Source organism: Tardiphaga sp. 285_C5_N1_2, from assembly GCF_052076065.1.
GTDB lineage: Bacteria > Pseudomonadota > Alphaproteobacteria > Rhizobiales > Xanthobacteraceae > Tardiphaga > Tardiphaga robiniae.
The window spans coordinates 2901720-2915649 of sequence record NZ_CP197241.1; the positions used below are offsets into that span (position 1 = coordinate 2901720).

The following is a 13930-nucleotide window of genomic DNA, read 5'->3' on the forward strand; positions in this document are numbered from 1 at the left end:
GAGCAGTTGTATGGCGCCCGGTAAGGCAATCAGCGTCAAACTCGGCGCGCAGCAGGAATCCCTGCAGCGCCATCTGGAGTCCGGCCGTTACGATGACGCCAGTGATGTGGTTCGCGACGCTCTCCGGGCTCTCGATCAACGCGATGCGTTAGTCGACGAAGTTTTACGCGAGGATGTGAAGGCCTCGATAGCCGACAAGCGTCCCAGCACTCCCATCGATGAGGTGTTCAAGCGGGCCCGCGCACGGATCGCCCGGAAGATAAAATCCTCCGAACGTGGCGCATAAGGTCGTTTTTCGCCGACATGCGGAGAAACAGCTGATCGAGCTGGGCGAATATATCGCCTTTCACGCAAGCCCCCAGATCGCCAACGGCTATCTCGATCGCATCTACGAGACCTGCCTAGCGCTGGAGCATTTTCCCGAGCGTGGCAGGCGCCGCGATGACATCCTGAAGGGGTTACGGACGATCGGCTTCGAGCGCCGCGTGACGATCGCATTTCGGGTTTTGAAAACCCGGGTTGAGATCGTCAGCATCGCCTACGGTGGACAGGATTTCGAAAGCGAACTCCGAAGACGCCGATAGGAGAACGCCTCCTCAACCCAACAAAAAAGGCGCTCATTTCTGAGCGCCTTTTCGTTTGTCTGTTGAACCAGCTTACTTCGCGGCCGGATTGGCCGGAGCCGCCGGTGCTGCACCAGCTGCCGGCTGCTGGGCTTCGAGCTTGGCGCGGGCTTCCGCAGCGCGCTTCTGCAGCTCTTCCTGCAGCTTCTTCTGGGTTTCTTCGAATACCTTCGGATCGGTCGGCGGGCCGTCATAGGCCTTGGCGAATTCGGCCAGCGGCAGCGGCAGCGTCAGCGGTGCGCCGTTGGAATTGATCGCCTGCACGATCAGGTTCTGGCCCTTCTTCAGATTGGCCAGCAGCTCCGGGGTGACTTCGTAATCGGACATACAGCCGTTGGCGAAGCAGATCACATAGGGGCTCTGTGCCGGGGCATTGCTGTCCACGATCACGCGGGTGCCGTGCACGAGCTGCATGCCGAGCGGCAGCGTCACGCGCAGGATCTTCTTCGGTTCGCCTTCCGGCTCGATAATGACGGCGGCGATGACGGGCTGGCCCGACTCGATGCGACCGTCCTTGCCGGTGAAGCAGACCTGCTTGGCATTAGCGTCCTGGCCCTTGAGGCAGAACTTGGTCCAGGGCGCATAAATCAGCTGAACCTGCTGATCGGCCGGGGGCGCGCCTGCGGCCGGCGCCTGGGCGGCGGGAGCGGCCGGGGCAGCAGCCTTCGGAGCGGCCTTCGGGGCAGCCTTGGGCGCAGCAGCCTTCGGCGCCGCGGCTGGCGGCGCAGCAGGCGCAGGAGCCTGCGCATGCGCAACCGGAGCGATCAACGTGGCGGTCAAGGCCGTCGCCGCCAGAAGCGCGAAGCCCCGCCCGCGCGGCAGAACCGACGCAGCCAAGAGACGGAAATTCATTTCGGAAAACCCTTTCTGAACGGAGGCGCTCATATCCCGGAGGCGGCGCTGACAGTCACCCGTTGGCGGGTGTCTCGGTGCCAATTAAGGCCGTTACGTGACAGGCCGCGCCGTCCTCGTCAATTGTCCGCTTTCAATACAGCGGCCGACGAAAAGATCAATGGCGCCAGCCCTATTTGATGCATGGCACAGGTTCGGGGCGGGCAGCCATGGTAAAGTTCCTCTGTGAAATCAACCGAATCAAATCGCACAGATGCACAGGGTCTTTCGACCCTGTCTAAGGTGATCGCGGCGCTGGCCTGCTGGACAGCTCTAGCCGCCCCAGTGGCCGATTCCGCACAGGCCGATCCCAGCCACGCGATCGCCATGCACGGCGCCCCGGCCCTGCCACCCGATTTCAGGCAGATGCCCTATGCCAATCCCGACGCGCCGAAAGGCGGCCGCATGGTGCAGGGCGTTCTAGGCACCTTCGACAGCCTCAATCCCTTCATCGTCCGGGGCATCGCGGTGCCGCAGATGCGCGGCTATGTGATCGAAAGCCTGATGGCCCGCGGCCAGGACGAGGCCTTCACGCTTTACGGCCTGCTCGCCGAGAGCGTCGAGACTGATGACGCTAGAAGCTTCGTCACCTTCCGGATCAATCCCCAGGCCCAATTCTCCGACGGCAAGCCCGTCCTCGCTGCAGACGTGTTGTTCTCCTGGCAGCTGCTGCGCGACAAGGGCCGGCCCAATCACCGGCAGTATTATTCGAAAGTCGCCAAGGCCGAGGCGCCGGATGAGCGCACCGTCCGCTTCGACTTCGGCGGCCAGGCGGATCGCGAATTGCCGCTGATCCTCGGCCTGATGCCGGTGCTGCCGAAACACGCCGTCAATCCCGACACCTTCGAGGAAACCTCGATGGCGCCGCCGCTGGGCTCCGGGCCCTATACGGTGACGGGCGTGAAACCCGGCGCGGCGGTGACCCTCACCCGCAATCCCGCTTATTGGGGCCGCGATCTGCCGATCAATCGCGGGCTGTGGAATTTCGACGAGATCCGCCTCGACTACTATCGCGAGGCCAACACCCATTTCGAAGCTTTCAAGCGCGGCCTCTACGACTTCCGCGTCGAGAACGAACCGCTGCGCTGGCACGACGGCTACACATTCCTCGCCGCCACGTCCGGCGAGGTGATCCGCGACAGCATCAAGACCGGCCTGCCGAAGCCGTCGGAATTTCTGGTGTTCAACACGCGGCGGCCGATGTTCACCGATATCCGCGTGCGACAGGCGCTGACGCTGCTGTTCGATTTCGAATGGATCAACCGCACCTATTTCTTCGGCCTCTATGCCCGCTCGGCCGGCTTCTTCGCGGGCTCGGATCTCTCCGCCTATACGCGCGCCGCGGATGATCGCGAACGGACACTGCTGCAGCCCTACGCCTCAAATATAGCCGCCAATATTCTCGATGGCAGCTACCGCCTGCCGGTCAGCGATGGTTCGGGCCGAGACCGTCCCGCGCTACGCACTGCGCTGGCGTTACTGAAGGATGCCGGCTACGTGCTCGATAACAACGTGCTGCGGCGGCAGTCGGACAAAACGCCCCTCGCCTTCGAGATCCTCGTCACCACCCGCGATCAGGAACGCATCGCGCTGGCCTATGCACGCGATCTCAAGCGCGCGGGCATATCAGCCAATATTCGCTCCATCGATGCCGTGCAGTTCGACCAGCGCCGCATCAATTTCGAATTCGACATGATCCAGAATCGCTGGGACCAGTCGCTGTCGCCGGGCAACGAACAGTCGTTCTACTGGGGTTCGGAAGCCGCCGATAATCCCGGCACCCGCAACTATATGGGCGCGAAGAATCCCGCGGTCGACGCCATGATCTCCGCCATGCTGGAGGCCCGCGACCACGGTCCCTTCGTCGATGCCGTCCGCGCCATGGACCGCGCGCTGATCGCAGGTTTCTACGCTATCCCGCTCTACTATGTCGGCGAGCAATGGATTGCGCGATGGAATCGGATAGAACGACCTTCGACCATCGCACTCTCAGGCTATTTGCCGGAGACCTGGTGGGCCAGAACGCTGCCAGCTTCGCCGCCGAACCGGAAGTGACACCGTGACATCACCCACGCCGAACGCCTCGCCCACCCTCGACGGTCTGTTTCGCCGCATTCTCAGCCGGCAGCCGCAGGCGCTGGCGCTGGTCGATCCCGCCGACAAGCTGCGCATCACGGCGACGGAACCGCAGCGGCTGACCTTTGCGGATGCCGACCGCGCGATCTCGGCGCTGACGGCGCATTTCATGGAGGCCGGCCTCCCCGCCAATTCGGTCATCGCCGTCCAATTGCCGAACACCGTGGAATTCGTGCTGACCGTGCTGGCTGCGCATCGCGCCGGCCTCGTCGTCGCGCTGCTGCCGCAGCTCTGGCGCCAGGCCGACCTGACCATGGCACTGAATCGCTGCAGTGCGCGTGCGCTGGTGACGTCGAGCAAGATCGATGGCGTCAGCCATGCCGATCTGATCATGAACGCTGCGGCTGAAGCCTTCTCGATCCGCTATGTCGGCGGCTTCGGCAGCGACCTGCCGGAAGGCATGACCCCGCTCGACGCCGTATTGACGGGCGAATTCGCCGAACCCACACCGGTGGTGCAGGACGCCCGCCGCGCGGCCATCGTCTCCTTCGATGTCACGTCCGATGGCTTCCGCGCAGTGCCGCGCACGCATCTCAACCTGATCTCGGGCGGCCTTGCTGTGTTCCTGGAAAGCGGCATGCCGCAGGGCGCCACGATCATGTCGGCGCTGGTGCCGTCGTCCTTCGCCAGCATCGCCTCGTCGCTGGTGACCTGGCTGCTCTCTGGCGGCGTACTCGCTTTGCATCATCCGTTCGACAATGCGGTGCTGGAACGTAGCATCGCCGCCAATGCCTGCGACGTGCTTGTGGCCCCGGCGCCGCTGGCGCAGCGTCTCGCCGAAGGCGGATTGCTGGATCGGTCTCCCGTGCTGCGTTATGTGCTCGGCCTCTGGCGCGCGCCTGAACAGGTCGCCGCCTCGCCTGCATGGCCGGGCTCCCAGGCATCGTTCACCGACGTCTATCTGTTCGGCGAAGCCGGCCTGTTCGGCGCCATCCGCGCAGACGACGGCTTGCCCGTCGCCATCATGCCCGGCCCGCACGGCGCTCCGCGCGCCCAGCAAGGCTCCTCCATTGCCGGCGACATCATGCTGACGCCCAGGGGCACGCTGGGCCTCCGCGGCCCGATGGTACCGGTGCTGGCCTATACGGCCCAGGCCGACGCCAGCAACGCGTTGATCCCCGCCCAGCCGCTCGATTATGTCGATACCGGCTATATGGCCCGGCTCGACCGCGCGACGGGCGCGATCAACATCACTGCGCCGCCCTCGGGCATCATGGCCGTCGGCGGCTATCGCTTCCTGGCGCAGGACCTCAATGAATGGGCCAAGCGGCTCGGCGAGAACGCGATGCTTACCGCGCTCCCCGATCGGCTCAGCGGCTACCGCCTCGCCGGCCGCGCCAGCAATAACGGCCGCGCCCGCGACGCCCTGACGGAACTCGGCCTCAATCCGCTGATGGTCGAAGCCTTCCGCGACCGTGCCGCAGCCGACTGAGCCAGCAAAAGTGATCTTGAAAATGCGAGCGATCTCATTGACTCTGCATTAAGGACGTCGGGCTAGCCTGCCGCGATCAGTTTCGCGTAGAGGTTCAGCTCAAGCATGTCCGACCAGGCCACGATCGTCGCCGTCTCCAACCAGCAGCCGGCCGCGTTTGCGACAGCCCTGGCGGAGAGCAACATCTTCCCGGTTGTCGATGCGACATGGGCCGAGGCACTGGATGCGGTGGCGCGGGTGCAGCCGGCCGCCGTGGTCGTGTCTGCTTCCGCTGACGACATGCCGACCTTCCAGGCGCTGGCGAAGCGCCTTGGCGCCAAGCAACCTTACGTGCCGCTGATTGCGATCGATCCCGCCACGGACTTGCCGGGCCATGCCATCCCGCTCACGCAAACCGACGGCAATTTCGACCGGCTCAGCGCGCGGCTGCGCAACGCGCTGCGTGTGCGCACGCTGCACGCCACGGTCATGCGACGCCTGACCGCCGAAAACCTGCATCGCATGTCCCTGCAGTCGGACCCGCTCGACGATGCGACGGTGATGCTGATCGGCCGCGGCGGGGGTTATGCCGCGCTGTCGGTTGCGCTCGGCGAACGCGTCGGCGTGGTCGGCGCGCTCAGCATCGAGGCTGCCGCCAAGCATCTCAATGCGCGCGACCTCGACGGCATCGTCATCGGCGAGGGCTTCAGCACGCGCGTCGTTGATGCGTTTCTCACTGTCCTCACCGAGGACGCACGCTTCCGCAATCTGCCCGTTGTCGTCACCGTGCCCGGCCTGACGCCGAGCTACGATCTCGCCAATCTCGAAATGGTCGCCGGAGACGCCGACACCGTCGCGGCCACGGCGCTGCCGCTGCTGCGCCAACACGCCTTCGAGGCGCGTCTCGGCCGCACCTTGAAGTCGATCGAGTCCGACGGGCTGCTCGATCCCGCTACCGGCCTGCTGACGACGGCAGCCTTCGAACGCGATATCGCGACCGCCGTCTATCACACGCAAACCCGCGGCGGCGGATTGTCGATGGCCCGGTTCTCATTCGACAATATCCCGCTGCGTGCGCAGCGCGACGCTGCGCGGATCATCAGCCGGCTGATGCGGCGGATGGATTTCGGCACACTGCAGAGTGACGGCGCCATCGTGGTCGCCTTCGCCGAAACCGACCAGCGCAACGCCCACATGATCGCCAGGCGACTCTCCAGCGTGATGAAGCACACCATGCATGGACCCAAGCGCGATGCGCGCAACGATCCCCACGTCACGGTGATCACAATGGAGCCAACGGATACCGCGAAGTCACTGCTGGCACGCCTGCATGGCGAGGACGCGCAACGCGCAGCGTCTTAGTTCCAGAAATAAAATCAGGAACGAAGTATCGAACATCGCATTGTAGGTGCATCTGCAATGGAGACAACGATAATGAAAAAGCTTGCACTGATCACCGCTTCCCTCGCCCTTCTCGCCACGCCGGTTCTCGCGCAGTCGACAGTCACGACGGGTGCTGCACCCGCCGAGGCAAAGTTCTCGACCGTCTCCAAGGAGGAGATGTTCTCGTCCAAGCTCAAGGGCCTGAACATCACCAATCAAAAGGATGAGACGATCGGCGAGATCAGCGATCTCGCAATCAAGAACAATCAGGTCGACGCGCTGATCCTGTCGGTCGGCGGCTTCCTGGGCATGGGCGAACACTACGTCGCAGTCTCGCCGGCTTCGGTGAAGGTGAGCCTGAACAAGGACAACAAGTGGGTGGCGTCGATGAACACCACCAAGGAAGCGCTGAAGGCCGCTCCGGAATTCAAGTATCCGAAGTAAGCGTCGCGTAGTTCAACAAACGGCCGTCGGCAGCGATGCCGGCGGCCGGTTGTCGTTAAGCCGCCTTCTTGCTCTCCGCGAGCCCCGCCAGCGCGCGCAGGATCTCGGTCGCACCTTCGAGGCGTTCTTCCGGCGTTCCCCAATCCTGCAAGAACACCACCTTCATGTCCGGGCGCACCTTCGCGGCCTGGCCATACTGCTTGATGAAGAATACCAGCCTGTCCGGCTGCGCGAACGAGTTGTCGCGGAACGAGATGACAACGCCCTTCGGACCGGCATCGACCTTCTCGACATTGGCGCGGCGGCAATAAGCCTTGATGGCAGCGATCTTGAACAGATAACGGACCTCGTCCGGCAGCACGCCGAAACGGTCGCGCAGTTCGGCGGCGAAGGCAGCGATCTCGTCATCGGTCTCGAGATCAGCGAGCCGACGATAGAGCGACAGACGGACCGCAAGATCGGCGACGAAGTCGTCGGGGATCATCACCGGCATGCCGAGCGTGATCGTCGGCGACCACCTGTCGGCGATCGGCTCGGAGATGCCTGACTTGAGCGCGAGGATCGCCTCTTCCAGCATCGACTGGTAGAGCTCGAAGCCGACTTCCTTGATATGACCGGACTGCTCTTCGCCGAGCAGATTGCCGGCGCCGCGGATATCCAGATCGTGCGAGGCGAGCTGGAAGCCGGCGCCTAGGTTCTCCAGCGACTGCAGCACTTTCAAACGGCGCTCCGCCTGCCCGGTGATCTTGTGGGTCGACGGCAGCGTGAACAGGGCATAGGCGCGCAGCTTGGAGCGACCGACACGGCCACGCAGCTGATAGAGCTGCGCGAGACCGAACATGTCGGCGCGGTGGATGATCAGCGTGTTGGCGTTGGGAATATCGAGGCCTGATTCCACGATCGTGGTGGACAGCAGGATGTCGTATTTGCCGTCATAGAAGGCCGACATAATGTCCTCGATGACCGTCGGCGCCATCTGGCCATGAGCCACGGCGACCTTCATCTCCGGCACGTGCTTGTCGAGGAAGTCCTTCACCTCGGCGAGGTCGTCGATCCGCGGCACCACATAGAATGCCTGCCCGCCGCGATAGCGCTCACGCAGCAGCGCCTCGCGGATCATCAAGGGATCATGCGGCGCCACGAAAGTGCGCACGGCGAGACGATCGACCGGTGCCGAAGCGATGATCGACAGATCGCGCACGCCGGTGAGTGCGAGTTGCAGCGTGCGCGGGATCGGCGTCGCGGACAGCGTCAGCACATGGACATTGGCGCGGAGCTGCTTCAGCCGCTCCTTATGCGTCACGCCAAAGTGCTGCTCCTCGTCGACCACGACGAGACCGAGGTCCTTGAACTTGATCGACTTGCCGAGCAGCGCATGGGTGCCGACGACGATGTCGATGGAGCCGTCCGCAAGGCCTTTCTTGGTCGCCGTCAGTTCTTTCGGCGCGACCAGCCTTGAGGCCTGCGCGACATTCACCGGAAAGCCCTTGAAGCGCTCCGTGAAGTTCTTGGCGTGCTGGCGCGCCAGCAGCGTGGTCGGCACCACGATGGCGACCTGCTTGCCTTCCATGGCGACGGCGAAGGTGGCGCGCATGGCCACTTCCGTTTTGCCGAAGCCGACATCGCCGCAGATCAGGCGATCCATGGGCTTGCCATGTTCGAGATCGTGCAGCGCGGCGTTGATCGCGGTCTGCTGGTCCTCGGTTTCCTCATAGGGAAAGCGCGCGCAGAACTCGTCATACTGCTCGCGCGGTACGACGATCCGCTCGGTCTCGCGCAGATGCCGTTCGGCCGCGATCTTGATGAGTTCGCCGGCAATTTCCTGGATGCGGTTCTTGAGCTTGGCCTTGCGTGCCTGCCAGCCGGAACCGCCGAGCTTGTCGAGTTCGACATTGGCCGCGTCGGAGCCATAGCGCGACAGCAGTTCGATATTCTCGACCGGCAGAAACAGCTTGGTCTCGTTGGCGTAGCGCAGCTCGAGACAGTCATGCGGCGCGCCGCCGACCTGCAGCGTCTGCAGCCCGACGAAACGGCCGATGCCGTGCTCCACATGGACCACGATGTCGCCGGCCGCGAGGCTCGTCACTTCCGAGATGAAGTTGTCGAGCTTGCGGCTCGCCTTGCGCGGCCGCACCAGACGGTCGCCGAGGATGTCCTGTTCGCTGATGACCGCGATCTGGTCGGTCTCGAAACCGGATTCCATGCCGACCACGGCCAGCATGGTCTCGTTGCGCGGCGTCGCCTGCACCACGCGCCAGGAATTCACCATCTGCTGGTTCAGCAGCTTGTGATCCTTCAACATGCTCGCCATGCGGTCGCGCGAGCCCTCGCTCCACAGCGCGACGACGACCTTCTTGCGCTCTGCTTGCAGCGCCTGAATATGCGCGACCACGCGCTCGAACACATTCACATTGGCGTCGGCGCGTTCCGGCGCGAAGTTGCGGCCTGCCCGTGCGCCCGCGTCGACCACGCCCGGCGTGCCGTCCGGCACGGCGAACGGCGACAACCGCGCCATTGCGAGATCTTCCAGCCGTTTGTGCCACTCGCCGTCGGTCAGATAGAGCCGGTCCGGCGGCAGCGGCTTGTAGATCGCACCGCCGCCCGGCGTGCCCATGACCTCGCGGCGCGCCTCGTAATAATCGCCGATCTGCTTGAAGCGTTCGGTCGCTGCATCTTCGCCCTGCGGCTCGATGGCAACCGGCGTGCCCGGCAGGTAGTCGAACAGCGTGTCCATCCGGTCCTGGAACAGCGGCAGCCAGTGCTCCATGCCGGGATGACGGCGGCCTTCGCTGACCGCTTCATAAAGCTGGTCGTCGCGCTCCGGCGCGCCGAATTGCGCGACATAGCCCATGCGGAAGCGGCGGATGGTTTCGGTGATGAGCTGGAATTCCGACACCGGCACCAGATCCAGCGCGCGCATATCCATCAGCGTGCGTTGCGTCTCGGCATCGAAGGCCCGGATCGATTCCAGACTGTCGCCGAAGAAGTCGAACCGCACGGGCTGGTCGAGGCCCGCCGGAAACAGATCGAGGATGCCGCCGCGCACGGCATATTCGCCGGGCTCCCGCACGGTGCCGGAGCGGGTGTAGCCGTTGTGTTCGAGCCAGGCGACGATGGAGTCCATCGGCACCACATGGCCGGGCGCGACCGACAGCGCCTGCGCCGCGACGATCTCGCGGGCCGGCACGCGCTGGACGACGGCGTTGACCGTCGTCAGCACGATCATCGGCTTGTCGCTGCCGGTGAGGCGCGACAGCCGCGCCAGCGTGGTCATGCGATGCGCGAGAATGCCGCCATGGGGCGAGACCCGGTCGTAAGGCTGGCAGTCCCAGGCCGGGAATTGCAGCACCGGCAAATCCGGCGCGAAGAATTCCAGCGAGCGCGCGAGCTGCTGCATGCGCGGCCCGTCACGGCAGATCACCGTGAGGCTCACCGCCGGCGGCTTCGGCTTGGCCGCAACCGCGCGTGCCAGATCGGCAACGATCAGGCCTTCGGCACCCTCGGCGACATTGGCAAAGGTCAGCGCACGGCCGGGCGCAAGCTGCGCGGCCGGCGAGGCAACGGGGGATTTCATAGAGGCTTGTCCAGATTCCGGAACAGCTTGATGCGCTCGAACAGCGGCGTGCGGTACTGCTCGTCCAATTGGGTATCACCGACAAAGGCCGGATAAAGCTCGGGGTCTTCGAGGCCGATCAGGTCTTCGAGCTGCTTGAGTTCGAGGTCCGCCAGAATGCCGATCTCGGCATCCGCAAAGCGGCCCAGAATGAGATCCATCTCGCGCGTGCCGCGGTGCCAGCAGCGGAACAGCAGCCGCTTGCGGCGGTCATCCAGGCCGTTGCTCGATCGTGTCGTTCCCGTCATCTGTCCATCCCGCCCAAAGCCCGCAAACGCAGAAAGCCCGGACGTGCCGGGCAGGCTCATATAGCCTCCGCTTCCGCCCCTGTCAGCACCTCATAACGCATTGCTTTCGCCTTGAAATGCATCCAAGTCTCGCAAATACCGTAGCTCTTTCGCCGTGCTGGCCACCTGAGTCGTCCTGATGCGCCCTGAAGTGCTCAATCCCCTGTTCGTCCCGGTCACCAGCATGTCCGGCATCGGGCCGAAGCAGGACAAGCTGCTGCGCTTCCTGCTGGACCGCGCCGAGACGCCGCGCATCGTCGATCTCTTGCTGCATCTGCCAGTCAGCGTGATCGACCGCCGCGACAGGCCGAAGATCAACGAGGCCGAGATCGGCGCCATGGTGACCCTCGAAGTCACCGTCGATCGCCATCGCGAACCGCCGCCCGGCCGCTCCCGCGCCCCGCATCTGGTCTATGCCCACGACGACACCGGCACGGTGATCCTGACCTATTTCCGCACTTATCCGGGCCAGATCGAAAAGCTGCTACCGGTCGGCGAGAAGCGCTACGTCTCCGGCACGACGCAGCTGTTCGACGGCATGCTGCAAATCACCCATCCCGACCGCGTCGTCGACGAGGAAGGCTTCGCCAAACTCACGGGCGTCGACGCGGTCTATCCGCTGACCCAGGGCCTCGCCATCACCTCACTGCGCAAGGCCATCGCGCAGGCGCTCACCAAGCTGCCGGCGCTGCCGGAATGGATCAGCCCGGAAGTGATCCGGCGCTGCAAGTTCCCGTCGCTGGCGGAGGCGTTGCAGCGCGTGCATGTCCCGGTCGAGATCACGGATGTCCTTCCGGAAGGGCCGTTCTGGTCGCGTCTCGCTTTCGACGAACTGCTCGCCGGCCAACTGGCACTGGCGCTGGTGCGCGCGCAACTCCGTCGTCCCGCCGGCGATCGCAATGCCGGCGATGGCCACATCCGCCGCAAGATCATCGACGCCCTGCCCTATGCGCTGACGCAATCGCAGCAGCAGGCGACCGCGGCCATTGCCGATGATCTCACCAAGCCGCTACGCATGCTGCGGCTGCTGCAGGGCGACGTCGGCTCGGGCAAGACCGTCGTGGCGCTGCTGGCCGCTGCAGCCGTTGCGGAAGTCGGCAAGCAGGCCGCATTGATGGCCCCCACCGAAATCCTCGCGCGCCAGCACATCAAGACCATCGCGCCGCTGGCCGAACGCGCGGGCCTGCGTGTCGCCATCCTTACCGGCCGCGAGAAAGGCCGGGAACGCAAGGATATCCTCGCGCGGCTTGCCGCCGGCGAAATCGACTTCATCGTCGGCACACATGCGCTTATTCAGGACGATGTGGAGTTCAAGGCGCTCGCATTGGCCGTGGTCGACGAGCAGCACCGTTTCGGCGTCCGTGAACGTCTCACGCTCACCAACAAGGGCAGCGCCGTCGATGTGCTGGTGCTGTCGGCAACGCCGATCCCGCGCACGCTGGTGCTGACTTACTTTGGCGACATGGACATCTCGGAACTGCGCGAGAAGCCTGCAGGCCGCCAGCCGATCGAGACGCGCACCATGTCGGCGAGCCGGCTGCAGGACGTCATCGACGGCATCGGCCGCGCGGTGGACAACGGCAAGCTGATCTACTGGATCGTGCCGCTGGTCGAAGAGTCCGAGATGGACGGCCCGAAACTCACCAATGCGGAAGAGCGCTTCGAGAGCCTGCAGCAGCGGTTCGGCGACAAGGTTGGCATCGTACATGGCCGGATGAAGGGGGCGGAGAAGGACGCGGCGATGGCGCGCTTCGCTGCCGGCGAGACACAGATCCTTGTCGCCACCACGGTGGTCGAAGTCGGCGTCGACGTACCCGCCGCAACGATCATGGTAATCGAGAATGCCGAGCGTTTCGGCCTCGCGCAACTCCATCAGCTCCGCGGCCGCATCGGTCGCGGCTCGGAGGCGTCCACATGCCTCCTGCTCTATCGCGAGCCGCTCGGCGAGATCGCCACCAAGCGCCTCAAGGTGATCAAGGACTCCACTGACGGTTTTCGCATTGCCGAGGAAGACCTCAAGCTGCGCGGCGAAGGCGACGTATTGGGAACGCGTCAGAGCGGCATGCCCGGCTTCCGCATCGCGCGGTCGGAGGTTCATGCACAGCTGATCACGCAGGCGCGCGACGAAGCGCTGCGGATCCTGCAGGACAATCCGAAACTGACAGGCGAGCGCGGCGAGGCGCTGCGGTGCTTGCTGTATCTCTATGAACGCGACGAGGCGATCCCGCTGATCGGTGCCGGATAGCCGCCGGAAATCCCAAAGTGTCCATCGTCATTCCGGGGCGCACGAAGCGGCGCAGCCGCGTAGCGCGAACCCGGAATCCCGGAGTGTTTTGCGCTGACTAGAGACTCCCATGCTCAGATTCCCCGCCACTCCACGTGGAGTGGCTGAGGTTCGCGTCCGGCAAGAGCCACCCGCGCCCCGGAATGACGAGCGAGGGGCGGCAAGACAGCGTCAAACATTTTTTCCTATCTTCCGTTGACAGCATCCCCATCAGGTTTATATTCCCTTCCGTCCTGCCCCACCGAGAGGGGCGATCGCGATCGTCACGTTCGCGGGGTGGGATGCGGTGGACGCCGGAGATGCGGCGTCACGCGGTTTGAGGGTGACGTCTGTCTTCGGGCAGGACGGATCTGCGCCAGCACTGCCACTGGCAAGGAGACGGCCAACCTTCGGATGGAAAGACCCCTGGACAGTGTGACGGACGACCAAGTCAAAACGCGTTCGGCTTACTCGCTTGAGGCTCCCTTCCCATCGCCTTGGGACTTTAATTCGCGATCGGAGCGTTCGTCGAGGCAAAGTGCAAGCAACCGAAAAAACACCGCAGGCGGAACGTCGGGCACTTGCTCGGCGCCTCCGAAAGTCCTGATGCACTCTCAATTGCGGAAGACCGCATTCGCATCAGGCCCAAGGGTGCAACGGGCACCCGGCGTTCCGCACGCCCTCTCACAAGGGGGCGGGAATGCAAGCGACGACGGCGCCCCCGCGCCGCAAACAATGGGGGCGATGACGCATGTCTGAAGAGCAGTGGCTGTTTGACAGTTGAATCTGAACTAGCGTGACGCGCGCACGCTCAAACCAAACGCCGTCATGCCCGGCGCATGCCGGGTATCCACGCCTTGGCGACATCCACAGCACGGC

Annotated in this window: 10 protein-coding genes; 7 read left to right on the forward strand and 3 right to left on the reverse strand. The window is 64.3% G+C overall.

Features of this window, described 5'->3' with window-relative positions:
• The first annotated feature begins 10 nt into the window (after positions 1–10).
• Together AB7951_RS13905 and AB7951_RS13910 are read left to right on the forward strand one after the other, a co-directional pair.
• On the forward strand, positions 11–286 hold the full coding sequence (locus AB7951_RS13905) for a type II toxin-antitoxin system ParD family antitoxin (protein WP_120289820.1): 276 nt from the start codon (positions 11–13) through the stop codon (positions 284–286).
• Positions 276–584 (forward strand): type II toxin-antitoxin system RelE/ParE family toxin, encoded by a 309-nt coding sequence (locus AB7951_RS13910; RefSeq protein WP_120289822.1) that lies wholly within the window; start codon positions 276–278, stop codon positions 582–584. The genes AB7951_RS13905 and AB7951_RS13910 overlap by 11 nt, the downstream gene beginning before the upstream one ends.
• A 72-nt stretch (positions 585–656) precedes the next feature.
• Here the strand turns inward: AB7951_RS13910 and AB7951_RS13915 are convergent, their stop codons facing one another.
• Positions 657–1475 carry an invasion associated locus B family protein gene (locus AB7951_RS13915; protein WP_068731658.1) on the reverse strand — a complete coding sequence of 273 codons (819 nt, stop codon included), beginning with the start codon at positions 1473–1475 and terminating at the stop codon, positions 657–659.
• Between the two features lie 366 nt (positions 1476–1841).
• On the opposite strand from AB7951_RS13915, the gene AB7951_RS13920 reads away from it, so the two are divergent.
• From AB7951_RS13920 to AB7951_RS13935, 4 genes are all read left to right on the forward strand, one after another.
• Complete coding sequence (locus tag AB7951_RS13920; RefSeq protein ID WP_120289824.1) at positions 1842–3569, forward strand: extracellular solute-binding protein; 1728 nt, start codon at positions 1842–1844, stop codon at positions 3567–3569.
• A 4-nt stretch (positions 3570–3573) separates the two neighbouring features.
• A complete protein-coding gene (locus tag AB7951_RS13925) occupies positions 3574–5082 on the forward strand; it encodes a class I adenylate-forming enzyme family protein (protein WP_120289826.1) in 1509 nt (502 codons plus the stop codon).
• A gap of 105 nt (positions 5083–5187) precedes the next feature.
• The gene (locus tag AB7951_RS13930; protein WP_120289828.1) at positions 5188–6423 is read left to right on the forward strand and encodes a GGDEF domain-containing protein; all 1236 of its coding nucleotides are present in this window, start codon (positions 5188–5190) and stop codon (positions 6421–6423) included.
• A 72-nt stretch (positions 6424–6495) separates the two neighbouring features.
• Positions 6496–6888: a PRC-barrel domain-containing protein gene (locus AB7951_RS13935; RefSeq protein WP_093758623.1), complete on the forward strand. Its 393-nt coding sequence runs from the start codon at positions 6496–6498 to the stop codon at positions 6886–6888.
• A 55-nt stretch (positions 6889–6943) separates the two neighbouring features.
• On the opposite strand, the gene mfd is transcribed toward AB7951_RS13935, so the two are convergent.
• The gene (mfd, locus tag AB7951_RS13940) at positions 6944–10462 is read right to left on the reverse strand and encodes a transcription-repair coupling factor (RefSeq protein WP_120289830.1); all 3519 of its coding nucleotides are present in this window, start codon (positions 10460–10462) and stop codon (positions 6944–6946) included.
• Positions 10459–10749: an FAD assembly factor SdhE gene (locus AB7951_RS13945; protein WP_089264393.1), complete on the reverse strand. Its 291-nt coding sequence runs from the start codon at positions 10747–10749 to the stop codon at positions 10459–10461. Before AB7951_RS13945 ends, mfd begins: the two co-directional genes overlap by 4 nt.
• Before the next feature lie 178 nt (positions 10750–10927).
• Between AB7951_RS13945 and recG the strand changes: the two genes are divergently transcribed.
• Positions 10928–13033, forward strand: coding sequence for an ATP-dependent DNA helicase RecG (gene recG / locus AB7951_RS13950; RefSeq protein WP_120289832.1), 2106 nt, complete (start codon positions 10928–10930; stop codon positions 13031–13033).
• The last annotated feature ends 897 nt before the right edge of the window (positions 13034–13930 follow it).